20 protein-coding genes and 1 pseudogene are annotated in these 20,799 nt (G+C 71.5%); 9 read left to right on the top strand and 12 right to left on the bottom strand.

What is annotated here, in order from left to right; genetic code table 11:
• Nucleotides 1–33 precede the first annotated feature (33 nt).
• A complete protein-coding gene (locus BS80_RS30875) occupies nt 34–1,581 on the top strand; it encodes an alpha/beta hydrolase (RefSeq protein ID WP_035804477.1) in 1,548 nt (515 codons plus the stop codon).
• 90 nt (nt 1,582–1,671) lie between these two features.
• Nucleotides 1,672–2,496 (top strand): prolyl aminopeptidase, encoded by an 825-nt coding sequence (gene pip / locus BS80_RS30880; RefSeq protein ID WP_083975587.1) that lies wholly within the window; start codon nt 1,672–1,674, stop codon nt 2,494–2,496.
• 90 nt (nt 2,497–2,586) lie between these two features.
• Here the strand turns inward: pip and BS80_RS30885 are convergent, their stop codons facing one another.
• From BS80_RS30885 to BS80_RS30910, 6 genes and pseudogenes are all read right to left on the bottom strand, one after another.
• Nucleotides 2,587–3,774, bottom strand: coding sequence for a PrsW family intramembrane metalloprotease (locus BS80_RS30885; protein WP_083975588.1), 1,188 nt, complete (start codon nt 3,772–3,774; stop codon nt 2,587–2,589).
• Complete coding sequence (locus BS80_RS38275) at nt 3,771–4,310, bottom strand: hypothetical protein (RefSeq protein ID WP_157536710.1); 540 nt, start codon at nt 4,308–4,310, stop codon at nt 3,771–3,773. Before BS80_RS38275 ends, BS80_RS30885 begins: the two co-directional genes overlap by 4 nt.
• Before the next feature lie 566 nt (nt 4,311–4,876).
• Nucleotides 4,877–5,011, bottom strand: a pseudogene (locus BS80_RS41290) (ADP-ribosylglycohydrolase family protein); the annotation flags it as partial.
• Nucleotides 5,008–5,607, bottom strand: coding sequence for a hypothetical protein (locus tag BS80_RS30900; RefSeq protein WP_063772123.1), 600 nt, complete (start codon nt 5,605–5,607; stop codon nt 5,008–5,010). The pseudogene BS80_RS41290 and the gene BS80_RS30900, both read right to left, overlap by 4 nt.
• Before the next feature lie 46 nt (nt 5,608–5,653).
• Nucleotides 5,654–6,565, bottom strand: a complete 912-nt coding sequence (locus BS80_RS30905; protein ID WP_332262208.1) for a tetratricopeptide repeat protein — start codon at nt 6,563–6,565, stop codon at nt 5,654–5,656.
• Between the two features lie 230 nt (nt 6,566–6,795).
• Nucleotides 6,796–8,364 (bottom strand): hypothetical protein, encoded by a 1,569-nt coding sequence (locus tag BS80_RS30910; RefSeq protein WP_051967444.1) that lies wholly within the window; start codon nt 8,362–8,364, stop codon nt 6,796–6,798.
• 373 nt (nt 8,365–8,737) lie between these two features.
• Here BS80_RS30910 and BS80_RS39965 point away from each other — a divergent pair, with 373 nt between their 5' ends.
• The 4 genes from BS80_RS39965 to BS80_RS39970 all read left to right on the top strand — a co-directional run bounded on the left by BS80_RS39965 (nt 8,738) and on the right by BS80_RS39970 (nt 11,877).
• Nucleotides 8,738–9,052: a hypothetical protein gene (locus BS80_RS39965; RefSeq protein WP_083975589.1), complete on the top strand. Its 315-nt coding sequence runs from the start codon at nt 8,738–8,740 to the stop codon at nt 9,050–9,052.
• 126 nt (nt 9,053–9,178) lie between these two features.
• Complete coding sequence (locus BS80_RS30915; RefSeq protein ID WP_035804483.1) at nt 9,179–9,955, top strand: integrase core domain-containing protein; 777 nt, start codon at nt 9,179–9,181, stop codon at nt 9,953–9,955.
• A gap of 374 nt (nt 9,956–10,329) precedes the next feature.
• On the top strand, nt 10,330–11,340 hold the full coding sequence (locus tag BS80_RS30920) for an AraC family transcriptional regulator (RefSeq protein WP_035804484.1): 1,011 nt from the start codon (nt 10,330–10,332) through the stop codon (nt 11,338–11,340).
• A gap of 345 nt (nt 11,341–11,685) precedes the next feature.
• Nucleotides 11,686–11,877, top strand: a complete 192-nt coding sequence (locus BS80_RS39970; protein WP_332262223.1) for a response regulator transcription factor — start codon at nt 11,686–11,688, stop codon at nt 11,875–11,877.
• A 149-nt stretch (nt 11,878–12,026) separates the two neighbouring features.
• Here the strand turns inward: BS80_RS39970 and BS80_RS30930 are convergent, their stop codons facing one another.
• Entirely contained in the window at nt 12,027–12,491 is a 465-nt protein-coding gene (locus BS80_RS30930) for a hypothetical protein (RefSeq protein WP_035804491.1), read from the bottom strand.
• A 391-nt stretch (nt 12,492–12,882) separates the two neighbouring features.
• Between BS80_RS30930 and BS80_RS30935 the strand changes: the two genes are divergently transcribed.
• Complete coding sequence (locus BS80_RS30935) at nt 12,883–13,986, top strand: beta-propeller fold lactonase family protein (protein WP_035804493.1); 1,104 nt, start codon at nt 12,883–12,885, stop codon at nt 13,984–13,986.
• 104 nt (nt 13,987–14,090) lie between these two features.
• Here the strand turns inward: BS80_RS30935 and BS80_RS30940 are convergent, their stop codons facing one another.
• From BS80_RS30940 to BS80_RS30950, 3 genes are all read right to left on the bottom strand, one after another.
• Complete coding sequence (locus BS80_RS30940) at nt 14,091–14,372, bottom strand: hypothetical protein (RefSeq protein ID WP_157536711.1); 282 nt, start codon at nt 14,370–14,372, stop codon at nt 14,091–14,093.
• 374 nt (nt 14,373–14,746) lie between these two features.
• Nucleotides 14,747–15,604: a YwqG family protein gene (locus BS80_RS30945; RefSeq protein ID WP_035804496.1), complete on the bottom strand. Its 858-nt coding sequence runs from the start codon at nt 15,602–15,604 to the stop codon at nt 14,747–14,749.
• Nucleotides 15,605–15,716: 112 nt separating this feature from the next.
• Nucleotides 15,717–16,829: an FAD-dependent oxidoreductase gene (locus BS80_RS30950; RefSeq protein WP_035804502.1), complete on the bottom strand. Its 1,113-nt coding sequence runs from the start codon at nt 16,827–16,829 to the stop codon at nt 15,717–15,719.
• Nucleotides 16,830–16,951: 122 nt separating this feature from the next.
• Here BS80_RS30950 and BS80_RS30955 point away from each other — a divergent pair, with 122 nt between their 5' ends.
• Together BS80_RS30955 and BS80_RS30960 are read left to right on the top strand one after the other, a co-directional pair.
• Nucleotides 16,952–17,545: a TetR/AcrR family transcriptional regulator gene (locus tag BS80_RS30955; protein ID WP_035804503.1), complete on the top strand. Its 594-nt coding sequence runs from the start codon at nt 16,952–16,954 to the stop codon at nt 17,543–17,545.
• Between the two features lie 279 nt (nt 17,546–17,824).
• Nucleotides 17,825–18,898: a glycoside hydrolase family 19 protein gene (locus tag BS80_RS30960; protein WP_035804505.1), complete on the top strand. Its 1,074-nt coding sequence runs from the start codon at nt 17,825–17,827 to the stop codon at nt 18,896–18,898.
• A 76-nt stretch (nt 18,899–18,974) separates the two neighbouring features.
• On the opposite strand, the gene BS80_RS30965 is transcribed toward BS80_RS30960, so the two are convergent.
• The gene (locus tag BS80_RS30965) at nt 18,975–20,129 is read right to left on the bottom strand and encodes a carboxylate-amine ligase (protein WP_083975591.1); all 1,155 of its coding nucleotides are present in this window, start codon (nt 20,127–20,129) and stop codon (nt 18,975–18,977) included.
• A 159-nt stretch (nt 20,130–20,288) separates the two neighbouring features.
• Nucleotides 20,289–20,678, bottom strand: a complete 390-nt coding sequence (locus BS80_RS30970) for an aggregation-promoting factor C-terminal-like domain-containing protein (RefSeq protein WP_035804507.1) — start codon at nt 20,676–20,678, stop codon at nt 20,289–20,291.
• Nucleotides 20,679–20,799 lie beyond the last annotated feature (121 nt).

Consider the following 20,799-nt stretch of genomic DNA (forward strand, 5'->3'; position numbering starts at 1 on the left):
CCGTCCGCGCGGAGCGAGGCGTGGAGGATTCCCATGAGCATCGAAGCGAAGGCGGCGTTCGTCCTGGTGTCGGGCCCGTTCACCGACGGCCGGGTGTGGTCCGACGTGGCTGCCCGGCTGCGCAAGGCGGGCTGCGAGGTGCACGCGGCGACGCTCACCGGAGCCGGAACCGACACCGACACCCGCACCGGCACCGGCACCGGGGGCGTCCCGGCCGGGCCGGAGACCGATCTCGAGACCCACATCGCCGACGTGCTGCGGCTGATCGACGCAGCCGACGCGCCCGAGCTGGTGCTGGTCGGCCACGACTACGGCATCCACCCGGTGCTGGGTGCGGCCGACCGCCGCCCGGAGCGGGTGGCCCGGATCGTCTACCTGGACGCCGGTCTGCCGCAGGACGGCGACCTCCCGCTCGCCCTGGTACCCGACCACACCGTCCACGCGCTGCTGGCGTCCGGGAGCGACGGGGGCGACACCCCGGTGCCGCCGCCCGCGCCGGACGGCTGGCAGCTCTGGGGCAGCACGGCCGGGCTGGCCGAGGAGCAGCTGGCCCTGCTGTCGGAGCTGTCGGCCCCGCAGTCGCGCGGCACGTTCACCCGGCCGCTGCGGCTGTCGGGCGGAGCGGCGGCGATCCCGACCAGCGGCATCCTGTGCACGGCGAGCGGGATGACGATCGACTCGGTGCAGGCGCTGGTGGCGGTAGGTCCGCCGCAGATCCGCGCGCTGGCGGACCCCCGGGTGGGCTTCTTCGAGCTGGCGACCGGGCACTGGCCGATGCTCTCCTGTCCCGGGGAGCTCGCCGAGGTGCTGATGGCGGCCGCCGCGGGCGAGGGGCGGCGGCTGACTCCGCCGGCCGAGCACGAGGTCCCGTACGGCCGCGCGTTCCTGCTTGAGGTGCCGGAGCGGCCCCGGGTGCGGACCGGCCGGGTGGACCTGCACCTGCCCGAGGGCGAGAGCCCGCGCCCGGCGGTGCTGTTCGTGCACGGCGGCCCGGTGGCACCGGACGCCCGCCCGACGCCGCGGGACTCGGAGTTCTACCTGGGCTACGCCCGGTACGCGGCGAGCCTGGGCGTGGTCGGTGCGACCGTCGACCACCGGCTGTACGGGATCGGCGACTTCGGGCGGGCGGCGGCGGACGTCGCCGAGGCGGTGGAGGCGCTGCGGGCCGACCCCCGGGTGGACGGCGACCGGGTCGCGCTCTGGTTCTTCTCCGGCGGCGGCCTGCTCACCAGCGACTGGCTGGCCGCGCCGCCGGCCTGGCTGCGCTGCCTCGCGGCGAACTACCCGGTGTTGGCGCCGCTGCCGGGCTGGCACTCGCTGGAGCCGCGCTTCCGGCCGGTCGAGGTGGTGGCGGGCGCGGGCCGGCTGCCGATCGTGCTGACCAGGGCGGGGCTGGAGACCAGCGAGATGGCGGCGACGGTGGCGGCCTTCGTCGCGGCGGCCGAGGACGCCGGGGCCGCGCTGGAGCTGATCGACGTCCCGAACGGCCACCACGGCTTCGAGGGCCTGGAGCAGACCGAGGAGTCCCGCGCGGCCGTGGCCCAGGCGATGCACGCCGTCCTCGGCCACCTGCGGGCCTGAACCAGCCCCCGGCTGCGGCAGGAAATTCCGCCGCACTCCGACCCCGGCCGTGCGAGCGTGATCGCACAACGAGACGGATGCGGAGGGGACATGCGCGAGCTCCACCCGGAGATCGAGCCGTACGACAGCGGGATGCTGGACGTCGGCGACGGCAACCTCGTGTACTGGGAGGTCTGCGGCAACCCGGAGGGCGTGCCCGCGCTGGTGGTGCACGGCGGGCCCGGCTCGGGCTGCACCCCGCGGATGCGCCGGTACTTCGATCCGGAGCGGTACCGGGTCGTCCTGTTCGACCAGCGCAACTGCGGCCGCTCCACCCCGCACGCCGGTGATCCGGGCACCGACCTGCGGCACAACACCACCCCGCACCTGATCGCCGACATGGAGCGGCTGCGCGAGCACCTCGGCATCGACCGCTGGCTGCTGTACGGGGGCTCCTGGGGTTCGACGCTGCTGCTGGCGTACGCCGAGCGGCACCCGGAGCGGGTGAGCGCGATCGTGATCGCGGCCGTCACGATGACCAGGCGGTCGGAGACCGAGTGGCTGGACCGCGGGGTGGGGCGGTACTTCCCCGAGGAGTGGGAGCGCTTCCTCGCCGGTGCGGTGGGCACGCCCCGGGACGGCGACATCGTGGCGGCGTACGCCCGGCTGACCGAGCATCCGGATGCCTCCGTCCGGGAGAAGGCGACCGCCGACTGGGTCGCCTGGGAGGACGCCGTGCTCTCCGGGGAGACCACGGCCAAGCCGTACGGCGATCGCCCGGCGGCGGCCAAGATCGCCTTCGTCCGGATCTGCGCGCACTACTTCTCGCACGGCGTCTGGCTGGAGGAAGGCCAACTGCTGCGCGAGGCGGGGCGGTTGGGCGGGATCCCGGGCGTCCTCTATGGATATGCCCGCGGCCGGATCCGGCGCATGTGAACCGCAACGGCGCGGCCGACGGGTAGCCGTGCCGGGCGGGATGGTCGGCGGGCTGCCCCGCGACCGCACCGTCCGGCATGGGCGCGCAGATCAGCCGCCGGCCCGCAGCCGGAAGACCTCCTCGCGGGCGCGGGCGACCTCGTCGGTGCTGCCGCCCTGCGCGAGCGCGAGCTGCCGGGCGAGCCGGCGGACGGCGGCGAGCACGCGCTTACCAATGCCGCGCTGGTAGCTGCCGTGCAGGGAGCGGCGGAAGGCACGGCGGTCCCTGCGGGACCCGGTGGCGGCGGTCAGCTCGGCCTCCGTGAACAGGCCAGCGGCGGCCTCGGGGGTGAGGATGTCGCGCAGCCACCGCCGTTCCTGCGGCAAGGCGAGCTTGAAGGTGAGCCGGAGCAGCAGCAGACTTGCGATGGACAGCAGGACGAGCCCTCCCAGGGCGGCGAGCCCGCCGAGCCCGCCACCCAGGGCAGGGCCCATGGACACCAGGCAGTCCACCAAGCCGTGCCCGAGCATCGCACCGGCCACCAGTAGCAGGCCGCGCAGCCGGTGCGCGGAACCGCCGCGGCCGATCAGCCACATCAGTCCGGCGCAGTACACCGCGCTGAACAGCGCGTGCGTGGTCAAGCCGGTCACCGAGCGCCCCACCACGACCAGCAGGGCGGCACCGGTCTGGTCGGCGCCGAATGACTCCACGGCGCTGTTGTACGCGTACAGGACGTCCTCGGCGATCTGGAAGCCGAGTCCGGCAAACGCGCCGATCAGCAGCCCGTGGTACGGCGAGCGGACCAGCCGGGGCGCCAGGCCGATCAGCAGGACCAGCGCGGTGGCCTTGGCGCTCTCCTCGGTGAACGGGGCGGTCAGGCCGGGGCCCCAGTCGCCGATCCAGCCGTGCCCGAACAGCTTGCCCTCCAGCGAGATGGCCGCGCTGTTGGCGTGCAGCGCCATCACGAAGGTGGCGGCCAGCACGCCCCAGGCGAAGGCGACGACGAACAGCCGCACCGGCAGGCTGGTGTACCGGTTGTGACGGCGCAGCAGGAACACCCACGGCACGGTGTAGAGGCCGAACGCGATCGCGCCGACGGCCAGTCCGGTCCCGTAGGCGCCGACGCCGCGCCGGTAGAACTCCACCAGCTGCTCCGCTCCGGCGAGCAGTCCGAGCACGAGCACCCAGAAGCAGGCGTTGCGCCACTGCACGATCCTGAACGGCGTGCCCCAGCCGGAGGCGTCGAGCGCCGCGGCCCTCGCCTCCTCCAGCTCCCGGCCGGTGATGACGGTGGTCACGACTGGTCCCCCTCGGTGGTCAGCGCGACGCTCGACAGCATCCGCTGGATTTGGTCGGTGCGGGTGGTCAGCTGCCCGTCGTCGGTAGCGGAGACAAGGATGGTCAGGCCTCTGCCGTCGGACAGCGCGTAGCTGGCCAGCACCCCCGCTCCGGAGGTGGCGCGGTAGGTTTCCCGCACCCCGCTGACTTCGCCGGTCGCGGTGACGTGCACCCGGTCGCCAGCAGCCCGGAAGCCCGGCGGGTCGGTCGTGTGCTCCTCGTCGGCGTTCACCTGATCCAGCAGCTGCCACGCGTCACCGCGGTAGGGGCCCACCTGGAGCGCGGCGGTCACCGTCCCGTCGGTGACGACCGCCTTGCCCTTGCCCGGCACCGGCGCGATGGTGGGCGTGCCGAGCGTGACCCCCTTCACCAGGCGCCACCCCTCGGGCGGAGCGAGCGTCAGGCCCGCTCCCAGGTCGAGCCGGTCGCCCGCTCGCACCACCGCATGGTCCGCCACCGACCGGTCGACCATTGGCAGCAGCACCGCCAGCACCAACCCGATCACCAGTACCACGGCGGCGGGCAGTAGGCTGCCCCGATCAAGGCCCCAACGCCGGTGCTCCACAACTATCGGACCCGCAGGAACCCCCGGGTCCACGTCCACCGCACTCACACCGCTCATCCCCTCGAAAGCTCCACTGGCCCCGGCGGCCGTCCCGGCCGCGCCATGGCGCCCCGAATAATCCCATAAGCGTGGAACTGCTGGCCTCGGTCGGCATCGAGGAGGATCCGGAGCTGGCGGCCGCCCGGGCAGCGGCCGCGGCGAAGCCGAAGCGCTCACAGTCGGACCGGTTCCAGCAGGGCCTGCAGGCGCTGGCCGCGTTCGTCGAGCGGGAAGGGCACGCCCGGGTGCACTGGGAGGCCCTTGAGCCCGTAGAACTGCCGGATGGGAGCGGAGGGTTGCGCCTGCCGGATATCTCATCCGGCCAGGTCAAGCGGCATGCCGGTACTCGTGGATCACTCCGCCGAGCCGATCGTGTCGGCGTATATCCAGACGGGCGATTCGCCCCGGACCGGATCGGTGATCGGCTCGGGAACCGCACGCAGGGGCGCCGCCTGGTTCATCTCACCGCCTGGCGCCGACACGGGGAAGCGGCTCGAGAAGGCCCCTGCAGGGCCGAACTCGAACGGGGCTCCCAACGCATCCCCCACCGCGGAGCCGACCAGGGCTCCGGCCGCACGCTGACTGTCGATCACATCGTCAGGCTACCGGGACCCTCGCCGGCTCTCGGCCGTCCCACCGCCCTCGGGTCGGGTGCCCGCTCTCCGGTGGTCCGCCAGCGTGGTGCCTCGTCATCGGGCCGGTCAGGGCTGGGGAAGTGGAACGGCACACCGAGGTGGTCGGCGAGTGCCCGTCCCACCTGCTCGGCCTCCCGGGCCTCGGGCCAGGGCGGGACAGTCCCATTGAACAGTCGGATGTCGCCGCCATGCCGGACCAGCGCGAGCTGGTGTTCGCTCTGCGGATCGTCCGTGAGCGCGAGCAGCACCACGAACCACCCCTCGGTGTCGCCGTCCCACAGCGCCTCGATCGCCACCGGACGTCCGGGCAGCGCCCCCACAGCGGCGGTCAACACGTCGAGGTCCAGCGGCGGGGTCGGGGCCCTCTCGAAGCCCTGCCCCAGCACACGGTACCGCTCGACCACCACGTCAACGCACGCGTACAGACCCGGCTTCGGCTCCGGACAGCTCTCCCGCATCACCTTGACCGCCCACATCCGCCGATCCTGCCGCACCAGGGCATCGACCTCGGCACGGACGACCTCCGACAGCGCGGACCAGATCGCAGACTCCATGTGATCATTCACCCCTCGGCCCCCAACTCCTCGCCTTCAGGCATGTTCAGCCGACGAGTTCCAGATCCCGCCAGGCTCGCCCAAGGCCCGCGCCGGCCCAGGTGTCGAGCAGGCCTCCGACCTCGTCCACCGGCGCCGCGAGCGAGACCTGCTGGGTCCCGGCGTTCACGCTGCGCTCCTGCTCGTGGCTGCCCTCGCTGCAGCACTTGCACAGCACGTTGACGCTGCTCGCCGGCTCCGCCCCGAAGTCCCGCTCGGCGAACAGCTCGACCAGCGCCTCCAGATCGTCCGGCGCCGGGGCCGTCAGGGTGACGGTATGCGTCGGCAGGTCGGAGGACTCGAACAGCATGATCTCGTCGAAGACGCTGTAGCCCTGGCCGTCGACGACGCGCTCACCGGTCGGCGCCCCGTCGTGCAGCACGACCTCACCGAACCGACGTCCCGCCGTCACCGGGACACTGACAACCCGTGCCCGCGTCGGACACAGCCGCTGCGCCCACACCACCTCGTACTCACCGGCGCTCTCCAGCCGAACGCAGGCCATCCCGAAGCGGCCGACGATCTCGCCCTCGCCTTCAGGCAGCGTGATACCGAAGCCCGACCAGGCATCACGCGCCACCGACCAGTCACGCAGCAGCGTCGCGGCGATGCCCAGATTCCAGTACGCGGGGTCGCCCTCCCCGCGCGGCGCCCGCGCCGCGGCCTCCTTGCCGAGCGCGAACGCCTTGTCCCAGTTGCGGAGGAACTTGTACGCCAACGCGGCGTCGAACCACCAGATCCCGCTCGGCTCCTCGTCAGGGTAGTGCCGCAGCACCTCCTCGTAACGGTCCGCGGAGAGCTGCCACTGCTCCGCCTCCCACGCCGCCCGAGCCTCCTCCAACAGGGCCTTCGCCTCACCCTTGCGCACCGACGCCACTCCCCGATCAACCGCGTCCAGGCCTGCCACCTGGGAATCCACCGCCGAAGTGTTCCACGGCCCGATCCGAGCGCCTCACCGGGGGCAGCCACGGACACGCTCCCGGATGTCGTGAACAGAACCCCGCCAAGGGCGGTGCCGACCAGAGGCGATCCGGACAGTGGCTTCGGCACGGAGTTGAAGCCAGGCCCCGGACTGCTTCCAGAACGCACAATCAAAGCCGGCCGCACCATCACTCCGGGAAACCGCACCTGGCTCAGCCGAAGCAGCCATCAGCCGCCCGCGCTATCGGGCTGATCGGGAACGGGCGACGGGCCGCCGCCCAGCATCGCCGTCGTCTCCCGGGCCAACCAGTGCAGATCCGCTGTCGGGCGGGGCAACTCCAGCAGCAGCGAGGTTCCGGCTGCGAGCGCTGCCCGGGCGACGGCGGGCAGGCCGACCGTGGTGGCCTCCTGGGCGATGCGGAGGTGCTCCTCGGTGACACTCAGGCCGAGACCCAGCGCGCGCCAAGTGAGAGTAGGGCACTGCGGTTTCGGAAGGTTGAGATCGAGTGCCAGTTGGTCCGTGGGCGGTGGCGGCGGCGGGCCGTCGAGTGCGGTGACGGCCCGCTGCAGGGAGCGCCAGGCTGCCTCGACGACGCCGGCTCTGCGCTGCAGCGAGGCGAGGTCGGCCAGCGCCGCACCGCGACACGCGTGGTCGTCCTGGAGAGACACGTACAAGTGCCGGGCGCGAGCTGCCTGGGTGAAGTCCCCGAGTCTCGCGAGCTCACCGGCAAGGCCCGCGAGCAGGGCACCGTCACGTGGCCCGGCGTCGTCGAGCAGACGCAGCAACGCGGTGCGGGCCAACTCGGTGCGCCCCTGGCGGCGGGCCAGCTCCGCCCAGGTGAGGTCAGGCTCGTCCTCCGGGTCCACGCCGTAATTGGACTCGTCGAAGTCGGCCGCCCACCTACTCAACTGCTCTGCGGTGGCAGGGAATCCTCCGAGTAGGCCGCGGGTGTCGAAGCTCGCGTCGCGGAGCGACCGCAGGAGCTGGTGGTCGCGCTCCTGGCCGTGCAGGCCCACGAGGACGGCGGTTAGGCGCAGCTCGTCCGTGGCGCCGTGCCGGGCTTCGTGCTGGAGCAGAACGCGCAGGAACGGCAGATCCGTCGCGCGCCGGTCGTACTGGGCCGCGCGCAGGGCTGTCGCCCGCCGCGCCGGATCGCCCGCCACCTCGGACCAGCGGGTGCAGTCAGTGCGCAGCAGGGTCAGGTCCGCCCGCCCGGGGTCAAGGACGGTATGCCACAGCGGTGGGCGCGGCAGCCGGTCCAGCAACGTGTAGGCGCAGCCCTCGTGCGCGTTGAGGAGCAGGAAGTCGGGCTCGGTGCGTAGTAGGGCCTGGTGCAGGCGGCGGATCAGCTGCGGTTGCGGGAGCTCGCGCAGTCCCAGTGTGGCGAGCAGGGCGCTGCGGTCGGCGTCGAGGTCCGGGCCGTAGTACTCGCGATGGTCGTCTTCGGTGTCTGCCGCCGCTGCTGCGAGCGTGGCGTCGTCGGCGTGCGGGTCGAGACCGGTGTAGTCGTGCCAGCCCGGCAGGCCGATCAGCACTTCCAGGGCCTCGTCCACACAGTCGGCGACCAGTCCGGCCTCGCCCTCGGAACCGGCGTACAGGACCTCCCCACCCGCGCAGACGAAGAACGTCCCGCCGGTGTCGTCCCCCGCCACCGCCACCAGCCCCGCACCCGAGGCCAGCCGGACGGCCTCGACGTGCTCCTCCCGGGCGATGTCGAAGTTGAACGGGTACGCCGCAAGCTCCGCGAGATCGGGACGCTCCCGGAGCAGTTGGAGAGCACGGTGATGGCCTGTCATGGCGGGACGGTACCAGCAGGCTCTCCGGCTCGCCGTGCTGCCCTCGATTCGATTCGGGAGGGCCGGATCCTGCTGATCGCTGCGCAGCTCCGTGCGCTCGCCTGCAACGCGTCCTCGGACGGTCAGGGCTGGATGGTCAGGACCGCAGTCCACCCCGTCCCCGGGCGGAGCGTGGCAGGGGACAATCGTGATCCGCTACCTTTCCATACATGGCAGCGGAGCGCTCGACGAGTCCCACCGGCTTCAGGTAGATCCGCCAGGAGATACCTGGCGGATCTACCCAGGGAGTCCTGTGGCCCGCACTGCTCACCATGTCCCAACTGCCCAGGCTGGACCGCGAGTCGACTGGCAGCCTGGTCGGCCCTGGAGGTCGGTGGCTGTCGTCGACCTGCGCTACAGCACTCGGAGTCTGACCGAGGCCGCGAAGGAACGTCGCCGACCTCAGCCCCGGGCGATCCGCCGCCGTGTGGACGTCTACTCCTATGCCCGCTCCATCGTCCGGGACCGCTCCGTGTCTCGGCTGGCGTGCGACGAGGAACGCCGGGCTCGACAGCGGCTTCGCACCGATCTTGGCCTCGTCCGACAGCAGCTCAATGCGCGCACGGACGGGCGACCTGCCATTGCCCGTACCGACATCCCGGACATCATCCCGGCACGCCATCGCCACAGCGCGCTCTGGCTCACCTGACCCTGTAGGTGCCAAGAACTACGTCCGTGCTGGTCAGTCGACGTGTGGGCGTTGTCGCGAGGCCGGGCGGACGAGTGACGGTGGGGGTCTCGCTTGGTGATTGCCGGCCGGCTCCAGGATGGTCTGGTGCTGCTGCGACTGCTCTACCTGACCTTGACGAGCGTGTTCACCTTGATACGGCTCCTGCCGATGCGCGACCGCGACAAGGACGCCGAGATCCTGGCGCTACGCCACCAACTGGCCGTGCTGCAGCGGCAGACCGACAAACCGAAGCTCTCCTGGCCCGACCGTGCGCTGTTCGCCGCCCTCCTGCACCACCTCCCCCGGGCACGCCGTCGTCGGCTCCAGCTGATCGTGTCCCCCGACACGCTGCTGCACTGGCACCGCGATCTTCTGCGCCGCCGACACGCGAAGGCCTCCCGCCCCAAACGTCCCGGTCGACCGCGCACCGTGCGCTCCGTGCGCTCCGTGGTGCTCCGGCTCGCCCGGAACATGGTCATGGACCTCCAGGACACCGGCGCCAGGGCGAAGTTCTTGATCCGGGACCGGGATGTCCGCTACCCGGCCGCCTTCGACGTCGTCCTGCAGGCCGAGGGCATCGAGGTCGTCCAGACCGGCGTCAGGATGCCGCGCATGAACGCGATCACGGAACGATGGGTGCGATCCTGCCGAACCGAACTCCTCGACCGCACCCTCATCTGGAACCGCGCCCACCTACTCCACGCACTGCGCGAGTACGAGCAGTTCTACAACACGCACAGGCCCCACCGCAGCCTCGCCAGCGCCGCGCCCCTCCACCCCCTGCCCGAACCGATCACCGAACCCGACCGGCTCACCCACCTCGGCGTCCACCGACGCGACCGCCTCGGCGGCATCCTGCACGAATACCAACATGCAGCGTGACCAGCACCGACGTGGTTCTTGGCACCTACAGGGTTGCCGACCGAGGCGGCAGCGACCGGGAGAAGCAGCTCGGCGCCGATGGTGATAGCGACGACCGTGGCGAAGCCGGAGCGGATCATGGCAGTGGCCCGTCTGTGAGGAGAGTCAGTGGTCCGGCCGCATCAAGCGGTGCTGCTTCGTCCGGCCGCCGGTCGGGCTGTTCCCCGTACCGGCGATCAAGAGCTTCGTCGCAGATCAACGGCCGTGGAACAGCTTTCGGCTGTCGCCAACTCGCCTGGCGGGATCGCGGCGAGTCATCATGTCCAGGTCAGCTAATCTGGGTTGCGCCCCTCCAGCAGCATCGGGCCCCGATTCGACGGAAGCGAGGTGCGGCGTTGACGGTCAGCGGACCTGGTACGGACGGCGGTGGGAGCGGACCGCTCACCCTCTACGAGGGGCGCAGCGTCGAGCACCTGCACCAAGCCGTCAGTGAGCGGTTCGCGCCCCACCGCATGGCGGTCACGGGCGGTCAACAGATCAACGGGCGCTTGCACCTGATCCATGAGGGCTCGATCGCGCTCTACGAGATCGGCTACGGGGCCGATGTCAGCGTCCACCCCGGGGAGCTGCCCGACTTCCACAACGTCCAGCTCCCGGTGGCCGGCGGCGGGCGGGTCCTGGTGGACGGGAAGGCCCTGCCCTCGTCGCAGGTCATCGTCGGGCCCGGTGAGCGGCTCTCGATGGAGTGGGACGCCCAGGCGCTGAACCGGGTGCTGATCATCCCCGCCCCTACCGTCGAGCAGGCCCTCGCCGTACGGCTGGGCGACGCTCCGGCGCGGCCGGCGCGGTTCAGCCACGTGCTCGACGACCGCAATCCGGCCGTGAAGGCGTGGACGGAGCTGGCGTGGAGCTTCAACGCCTTCGCCGCGTCGCCCCTGAGCCGCCGCTCACCGCTGGCCGTGCAGCACTTCGAGAAGCTGCTGATCGACGGCCTGCTCGACGCCCAACCGCACTCGTGGAGCGACGCGGTGGCCGACCGCGGCGCCTGCCTGCTGCCCGGTCCGCTGCGCCGGGCGACGGACTACTGCGCGGAGCACGCACACGAGGCGGTCTCCGTCGCGGACATCGCGCGCGCCGCCCGGGTCAGCCTGCGCACCCTGCGCGCGGGCTTCCGCACTCACCTGCAGACAACTCCGCTGGCGTACCTGAGGGCCGTGCGCCTCGACCACGCCCACCGCGACCTGCTCGCCGTCTTCGAGGGCCGGGCGACCGGCACGGTGACCGAGGTCGCCTGCCGCTGGGGCTTCACCCACCTCGGACGCTTCAGCTCGGACTACCGGCGGACCTACCAGCAGTCACCGTCGCAGACGCTGCGCAGCGGCGGCCGCGGGGACCCTCGCCGCTGAACGCCCGCCGCCCGGGCGCTATCCGCAAAGATGCGGGACCAACGCTCCGAAGTGGATAGTCACATGATCACCCTTCGGGAAGGCTTGGCGTGACGAGTTGAGGCGTCACGCCCGGCCGCCGCGCGGCCGGACGTTCGTCCCACGGGGGAAACTCGTCGCGTGGTAGGCGCCGGCCGGCCGACTGCTCAGGCCGCCCGGCGCCGCCCACGCCGCCGGGGCCGCTCACGTCCCCGGGCGCCGTCCGCGCCCGGGGCGCCGGGGCCACGGCAGTAGGTCGTACGAGGGGGATCCGGGCTGGAAGCACTTGACCTGACGGCACCGGCCGCCGCGGTCGCTAGGCCATGCCTGAGCGACACCGAACGGGAACTCCTGCGCACCCTGGGCACCGGCCTCACCGACGAGACCGCAGGCCAGCGCCTCGGCCGGTCGGCCCGCGCCGTCAGCCGCCACATGTCCTCGATCATGGAACGCCTCGGCGCCAGCAGCCGCTTCGAAGCCAGCGTCAAAGCGGCCCAGAAGGGACGGCTCCAGCCGTAGCCATTCCGCGCCATTCCGCAACGCGAGCACAGCCCGCAGCGCAGCGGGCAGGCCGGTAGTCGAGTGAGCGGCTGATCCATCGCGTCCCAGCGTTGTCACATGGGAATCAAACGCACAGGTGGGCGCCAGCCGACTCGCGGACGGGGCGCTCAGTACTCGCCCTTGATCACGAAGTAGGAGCCACGGATCTCTCCGGCCAGCTTCGACTTCTGGCGCGCGAACTTGAACTTCGACGCCAGTTCCTCGGGAACGTCCATGCCCGCCGACAGCTTGAACCCCACCGCGCGCTTCGTGCCGTCCTCGATGCCGTACATCACGTTGACCGACAGGCCGGACTCGTAGAACACGTAAGCCATCCGGAATCCGCCCACCTCGAAGGCGGTCACCTCGAGCGGCCGGGCCGAGATGACGATGCCGCGCTCCTCGGAGAGGATGCGGGTCACCGAGTCGAGCGCCTCCGGTGCCTCGCTCGCGGGCCGGACGGTGAAGACGTGGCCGTACTTGTTCTTGAAGTAACGCGCCTCGTTGGCGCGCAATCCTGCGAGCGCCTCCGCGACCGGGGACGATTCCAGGCCAACGGTGGACACGTTCTCGAAGTCGACGGTGTACGGCATTGAGACCTCCTGATGACGGTGGCCGGTGGTGGACCACCGGTGCCGGATCTCCCGGCGCCGTGTTTCACGCTACGTCCCGCACCGCCGCCCGGCTTCTCGATTCCTGATCGATCGCGGGCCAGAGCGGTCCGCGGTTCCGGCCCGAGCAGCCGGGTCGGCAGGTGCCGGGCGAGGTGTCTGGTCGGGTGCCACGGTAGGTCCGACACCAGCGCCGCCCGACGGCGCTTCGGCTACCGAGCTTCCCCCGAAGGTGAGTTCAAGCCGAACCGAGCACGGCCCAGTGATGTTTGCCGGAGCAACTAGTCGGCGATTGGACCGCGTTGGGGTACCAGGGTGCAATAGCCTGCCCGAGGCACCGCATTCAGCGGTGCTTCAACTGGGGAGGGAAACGATGAAGTCGATTGGTACGGTGGCCCGTTGGGCCACTGCCCTGGTGACCGCCGGGGCGCTGCTCGCGGTTTCGGGCGGCATCGCCCAAGCCGACCCGGTCCCGGTCTCTGGCACCGAAGGTCTGGTGAAGATCGGCAGCAGCTTCCTGCCGCCGGGGACGCCGCTGGTCAGCCCGGACGGCCGTCGGGCCTACACGATCGCCAACGACACCGACAACCACACCCGGGTGAGGGTGGTGAACACCGTCGCCGACCGGGTGGTGGCCACGATCGACCTGGGCATGGAGAAGTGGACCCGCTACCGTCCCGCGCTCAGCGCGGACGGCCGCCGGCTGTACGTGCTCAACGGGCTCACCCTGTCCGTGATCGACACCGGCCGGGACCGCGTGCTCAACTCGCTGGACCTGCCGGACGAGCCGCGCCCCACCGGCTGGGGCCCCGGCGTGGCAGGGACGATCGCGGTCAACGGCCCCCTGGTCTACGTCACGCAGGACGGTCCGGCGCCGGGCACCTCGGTGCCCACGGCGGGCCTGGTCTGGGTCTACGACACCGCCCGCCGGGCCGTCACCGGCAGCGTCCAGTTGCCCGGCGGCGACCCTCGCTCGATCGCGGTCCGACCCGACGGGAGGAGCGCGTACGTCAGCACCGAGACCGGCATCGTGCACCTGGACACCACCGGCGCGGTGCCCACCGTGCTCGGCACCGTCCCGGGCACCGCGAACGCGCAGGTGGACGGGCTGGCGCTGACGCCCGACGGCAGCTCGCTCTACGCCGTGAACGCGGTCGGCGACGGCACCGCGATCCGGGTGGACCTGAACCACGACACCGTGACGGCCCACCTGACCCTGACCAAGGGCTACTCCCAGCTCGCCTCCCCGCTGGTCTCCGCCGACGGCACCCGGCTCTTCGTGGCCAACTCCTACCCGTCCGGCGCCCCCTCGGTGCTCGCCTTCGACACCGCCACCGGCGCCGAGGTCCCGAACGAGGACGTCTTCGGCTTCGACGTCGACGACCTCGTCGGCCTGGCGATCGGCCCCGACGGCCAGACCATGTACGGCACCGGCGGGGACAGCAACGGCGCCGAGCTGCAGATCTTCGACTTCTGACCACTGCTTCTGACCACCGCGCCGGGGGACGCCCACCGCGGTGTCCCCCGGCGAGGCGGCGGCCCGGCGGTGCCGCCTCTACTCGGCCCCGACCGGTGTGGCCGTCACTCCGGCGTCAGGGTCGCCCAGGGGAGCTGTCCGCGGAGCGGGAGCACGAGGCGGGCGAAGAGCAGCCGCTGGCCCCAGGCGGTGAGGGCGAGGACGTAGCAGCTGGGAGTGATGAGCCCGGCCAGGAGTGCCTGCGCGAGCGACGTGTGGAACTTCTCGGGCCCACCGAACGGGCCGTGGAGTAGTTGGCGGGTGAGGATCGAACGGGCAGGCCCACCACTGTCACCTTCGACCGCCCCCGCGCCGAGGCTGATTCTTGAGGCCGGGTACAGAAGCACCTCGCACAGCACAGCGCGACGGCCAGGAGGCGGGCGGGCATGCTCAGGCCGTCGGCCAGCCGCCACCAGGCCAGGTCCTGACGGTCGCGGTGGTCGGGACGCTCCAGGTGGCGGGCGAGGTGGCCGAGGTAGTGCCGGGCCTGGTACGGATCCCAGGTCCGGCTGGAGCGCGGTGCCGCGGTGCCGCTGTGCCGCTGTGCCCCAGCGGCTGACGCTGTTGTCCGCGGACACCACGACAACCGGCTGCACAGACAGTTCGTGGTCGGCGACCGGGCGGCCCCTGCGGTCAGGGGCCGGCAGTCAGACCCGGGCCGTACTGCGGAAGCGGCACCGACTCGGCGCGCTGTCGACCTCGGCCGAAGCACAGGTCTCGATCAGCAGCACTGCCAGGTGAAGACCGCCTCGTCGAACCGCTTCGCGGCCAGGTCCTCGCGGCGGATCAGCCAGTACAGCGAGCCCACGTCTCCCCACATCATGTCGGCGTCGGCGTCGCTGTCGATCTGCGCGAGCAGCACCCAGCGCTGGGCCTCGCTCGTCAGCTCCGGGGAGTCCCACGCCGCCTGGCCGCCGAGGAGGGCGTGGGCGACCTCGTACTCGACCGGGTTCTGGACCGACATCGGGTGGCCGCCGATGCGGTGGCACGGGCCGTCCCAGGTCTTTTCAACGGCCTCCACGAAGGGCCCGGCGCAGATCGGGTGGTCGCGCGGATCCCAGCCGGGGCCAGGGCTGAAGGCGCTCCGGGTGTCGGGGTGCCACGGGCCGAGGTCGGAGGCCGTCACCTCCGCGGTGAGCCGCACCTCCGGATAGGCCGTCAGTCCTTCCGGGGTGGGGTGTTCGACGGTTTCCGTGCCGGCGGGCACGTAGAGCACCCGGGCACCGTCCCAGCTCTCCCGGTCATCGACGAGGACCAGGGCTTCGCCGTCGTCGAGTTGGCCGTCGAAGTAGAAGAACAGCAGCGTGCCGTCCTGCGGGAGCGGTATGTCCAGCTCGCTGGTCGGCAGCGCGGCGCAGTCGACTGCGGCCACGAAGGACAGCGGGCCGTTCCCCTTCCACACCGGCCACTCGGTTCCGGCCGGCAGCTCGGGGACACCGCCGAGCCGGCCGGCTGCCCTCCCGTCGGCGCCGGCCGCGAGGCGCGCGCATGGCCGGAGCAGGCTGGTCCATTTCTCGGCGACGTCCTCCGGCAGGTGCTGGCGGGCGAGGGCGGACAGTTCGGCGTTCCACGAGATCATGCGTCGATGATGCCGGACGCCTCCGACAGCGAGGCGCCGGCGGGAGCCGTCTTCAAGAGGCTCCGAAGATTTGTTGGACAGGGTTTCCTGACCCGGGGCGGTGTGAGTCGGCTCAGGCGGCCGTCGCGGGAACGAGGTGGTCGAGCCCCTGCGCACTTGCCGTCGCGGCCTCGATCGAGCGAGGCAGCATGATGCTCTCGTAGGCGCGGACGGCGTCGTCGAGGGTGGATTCGGCGACGAGGGCGTGGGCGAGGTCGGCGCCGTCGAGCATGGCGAGGTTGGCGCCCAGCCCGACCGGGGGCATCAGGTGCGCGGCATCGCCGAGCAGCGTGACGCCGGGGACGTGCTCCCAGCTGTGCGCGGCGGGCAGGACGAACAGAGACCGGTTGACGAAGCCGCTGTCGCTGTTCCGCAGGATGTCGCGCAGGCTCTCGTCCCAACCGTCGAACATCCTCAACAGGTGTGCCTCCACGGCCTGTTGGTCGCCGAGGTCAAGACCGGCTGCCGTGTGCCAGTCCTGCGGCTCACGGAACGCGATGTAGACGCGGATGTGACCGTTGCTGTTGCGCTGCGCGACCAGGGACCTGCGGACGCCCTTCACCAGCATCGATCCGTTGCCGACCAGCCGGGCGAGGTCGGGGTGGCGGGTGTCGCACTGGTCGAACCCGGTCTCGACGAAGGTGACACCGGTGTAGTGGGGTGCGGCGGGCGAGAGGGCCGGGCGGACGCGTGACCAGGCGCCGTCGGCGCCGACCACCAGGTCGAAGTCCTCGGCGGTGTCGTCACCGAAGAGCAGTCGGCAGGTGCCGTCCGCCAGCGGGGTGACCCCGCTGACGGCGCGGTCCCACCGCACCGTGCCCTCGGTGAGCGAGTCCAGGAGCAGGCCGCGCAGTTGGCCCCGGTCGATCTCCGGCCGGCCGCCGCCGGGGGTCGGCCCCTGACGCGGCGCGAGGAGAGCACCGGTGGCGAAGTCGAGCACGCGCCACTCGTCGCCCTCGGGACGGGCGAGAGCGTGGAACCGGTCGAGGAGCCCCGCCGACCGCAGGGCGGCCTGGCCGGTGTCGGCATGCATGTCGAGGCTGCCACCCTGCGGGCGGGCGTCGGCGGATGCCTCGCGCTCGAAGACGGTGACGGCGCGGCCGTGTTGCTGGAGGACTCTGGCGCAGGTCAGTCCGCCGAGGCCGGCGCCGACGATCGCGATGCGGGAGTCGCGGGCAGGGGTCATGGGGGTCCTTCCGGTGATGTGTGGGCCGCCGGGAGGCCCGGCATCACCAAGAAACCACACTCGCTAAAAAAGTGCAACGACTAAACTTTCACAGTGAATGCACTTCACGGTATGGTGAGCGAGTGACCGAACCGACCGGGCGCCGCGAGCGCAAGAAGGCCCAGACCCGCCAGTCCCTGGCCGACGCCGCACTCGAGCTCTTCCTCGAGCGCGGCTACGACCAGGTCGGGGTCAAAGACATCGCCGACCTCGCCGACGTCTCGGTGACCACCCTGTTCAAGCACTTCTCCGGCAAGGAAGCCCTGGTCTTCGATCAGGACGACGACCTGGAAGCGGCACTCGTCGCCGCCGTGCGCGACCGCACCCCGGGCCAGTCGATCCCGCAGGCCCTGCGCGAGTACCTCCTGCTGGGCCAGACACAGTTCGCCGTCCATGCCGCGGACCCGCGGTTCGCCGACTTCTCGCGCATGGTGCAGGAAACGCCCGCACTGCGCGACTATGCCAACCACATGTGGACACGCCACGAAGCGACCCTGACGAGGGCCATCGCCGAAGCCGTCGGCGCTCCCGAGGACGACGTCAGCTGCGCCGCCCTGGCCAGGTTCGCCCTGGAGTCCCGCAGCCTCATCCTGCGGCACGCCGAACCGCGCCGAGCCGCCGACGAGGCCTTCGCCCTGCTCGAACACGGCTGGGCGGCCTCCCATCCGGACAACTGACCCGGTCTGCGACAACCTTGGGCCCGACTGCCGGCAGGCGCTGAAAGCGCGCGGAAGCGGTCTCGATCAGTCTCGATCAGCCGGTCCGTCAAACATGCTGCGGGGGGCGGGATTTCCATTGCTTCGACGGTCGGCGTTTTCCTGCCGTATGCATTGACAGGTCTAGACCGATTCGGGTTTAGTGCGGGTGGCCGCCCCGGCCGGCTTCCGCGCTCGCCTCAGGGAGGCTCTCCCCGTCCTCGCCCACGTGCGGCCCCACCCGCACGAAGGAGTGACACCATGAACAGACCACGCATCGTGGCCTTCCTGTCGGCTCTGCTCCTCACGACCGGGCTGGCCGTGTTCCTGCCGGCCTCCTCCTCCACGGCGGCGACGCCCTGCGCTGCGGCGTGGAGCTCGTCGACGGTCTACGTCAACGGCAACAGCAGCTCGTACAACTCCCACAACTGGCAGGCGAAGTGGTGGACCCAGGGCGACACCCCCGGTGGCAGTGCCGGCGTCTGGGCCGACCAGGGCACCTGTGACGCGGGCGGCGGCGGCGGAACCACCGGCGGCGGCAGCGGCTGCTCGTACCCCGCGTGGGTGGCCGGACAGGCGTACACGACCGGCGCGATCGTGCAGTACGGCCCGAACGGTCAGTACTACATCGCCACCCACGACAACCCGGGGTACGACCCGACCATCAGCACCTGGTACTGGTCGCCCTACGCCTGCTCGGGCTCGGGCGGCTCCGGCGGCACGGGCGGATTCGTGGTCAGCGAGGCCCAGTTCAACCAGATGTTCCCGAACCGGAACGGCTTCTACACCTACAGCGGCCTGGTCGCCGCGCTGAGCGCCTACCCGGGCTTCGCGACCACCGGAAGCGCCACGGTGCAGAAGCAGGAGGCGGCCGCCTTCCTGGCCAACGTCGACCACGAGACCGGCGGGCTGGTCTACGTCACCGAGATCGACAAGTCCGGGAACTACTGCGCGAGTGAGCCCTACGGCTGCCCGGCCGGCACCTACGCCTACTACGGGCGCGGACCGATCCAGCTGAGCTGGAACTTCAACTACAAGGCGGCCGGTGACGCGCTGGGCGTGGACCTGCTCGACAATCCCGGCCTGGTCGAGACGGATGCGGCCACCGCCTGGAAGACGGGCCTCTGGTACTGGGACACCCAGACCGGCCCGGGCACGATGACCGCGCACGACGCCATGGTCAACAGCGCGGGCTTCGGGCAGACCATCCGTTCCATCAACGGCAGCATCGAGTGCAACGGCGGCAACACCGCCGAGATGCAGGACCGGGTCAACGACTACCAGGCCTTCACCTCGATCCTCGGCGTCCCGGCAGGCTCCAACCTCACCTGCTGACCCACCGCCCCCACACCGCCGCCCCTGCCCGCTTGCCGGCAGGGGCGGCGGACACGCGTGACGAAACCGGACGGGCTCAGGACGCCGCGCTCTCCGCAGCGATCATCGTGATCAGGCCGGCGCGTCCCTGTTCCGCCAGGTACCGGCGCTGCCGCCCGGCGCCGTTTCCCTCGGCCAGCAGGCGGTGGACCAGCGGCGCCACGGCCCGGGTGTCCCCCATTTCGTCCAGGACCGGGCCGAGGTGGTCCAGCATCCCGCGGACGATCTCGGCCGCCGGCCGGGCCAGTCCGCTCGCCGGGTCGTGCAGGGTGCCGTCCAGGCCGTACCGGGCGGCGTGCCAGGCGGCGCCTTCGAGGCTCTCCGGCGTCCGCGGATCCGACCGGCGCCCGGCGGCGGCATCCCGCGTCGCACTGGCGACCAGCGCCCGTACGAGTCCGGCCAGCATCACCGCCTCGTCCGCGCGCAGTTGCACATCCATCGCGCGCACTTCCACGGTCGGGAACTTGGCCGACAGCCTGGCCTGCCAGTACAGCTGCCCGCGGTCGCGGATCAGCTCCGCCGCGAGCAGGTGGTCGATCCGGCTCTCGTAGTCCGCCGCGTCCGCGAAGTGGGGTGGGATCCCGCTGATCGGCCAGCGTCCGAAGACGATCGTGCGCCAGCTCGCGTAGCCGGTGTCGGAGCCGTACCAGATCGGCGAGTTGGCCGACAGCGCGGTCAGCACCGGCAGCCAGGGCCGAAGACGGTTGAGCACCTCCACCCCGGTCCGCGGATCCGGGACGGCGACGTGCACGTGCATGCCGTTGATCATCGCCTCGTCGGCCAGCCGCGACACGACCTTCCTGATCGAGTGGTAGCGCGGCGCATCGACGATCAACGGCGGTGCGGCGGGCGCGTACGGGGCGGTGCCGCAGGCGGCCAGCCGGCAGCCCTCGGCCTCCGCGGCGGATGCCAGGGCGTGGCGCAGCCGCAGCAGATGGCCGCCGACCTCCTCCAGGTCGTGGCAGACCGGGGTGGCGACCTCCACCTGTGCCTGCAGCAGTTCGTTCTGCAACTCTTCGTGGTCGATCGCGGGGTGCAGCCCGGCGAGTTCGCGCACCGCGTCGACCCTGGGCAGTGGCAGGCCGCTCTCCGGATCGAGCAGCAGGTACTCCTCCTCGACCCCGACCGTCGGACGGTCACCCGGGCTCGGGGAGGGCCGGTCCACGCCTGCTCTGCCGGTTCCTGCGTCCATGGTTCCGGGGTACCACGTCCGCCCGGTCAGCACATCCGGGGGTGCCACACCGCGCTGCCTTCGGCAACGGCTGGACAAAGCACTGCGGGGCCCGAACGCGCCGACAGCTTCCGCTGGTGCGCGCCGGGCCCCGGCGATCCGACTCCTGGAGAGTGCGGATCAGTAGTTGTGGTGGACCTGCCAGTAGGCCCAGGCCTGGTTCGGGCTGCCGTAGCGGGAGTTCATGTAGTCGTACGTCCACTTGATCTGGGTGGCGGCGTTGGTCTGCCAGTCGGCGCCGGCGCTGGCCATCTTGTTGCCCGGCAGGGCCTGGCCCAGGCCGTAGGCGCCCGAGGACGGGTTGGTCGCGGTGACGTTCCAGCCGCTCTCGTGGGAGACGATCTGGTCGAACGAGGCCAGCTGGTTCGCGGGCACGATGCCGGCGGCGATGGACTGCGGGGTGTCGGCGAAGGCCGCGGTCGGGGCGACCGCGGCGCCCAGCGCGGCGATGCCGGCGGCGGTGACGAGCAGGGTGGCGGACTTGCGCATGCGGGTGGTGATCACGGGCATGTGGGAGTACGTCCTCATCATTCGGGGTGCCGGTCCCCACGGTGTCCCGCGGGCCGATGGGCCCAGGCGGTCGGGGTGTGGCACGGAGGCGACCTCGCGTCTGACGCGGGTGCCGAGCGGT

The sequence above is a fragment of the Kitasatospora mediocidica KCTC 9733 genome (assembly GCF_000744225.1).
Lineage (GTDB): Bacteria > Actinomycetota > Actinomycetes > Streptomycetales > Streptomycetaceae > Kitasatospora > Kitasatospora mediocidica.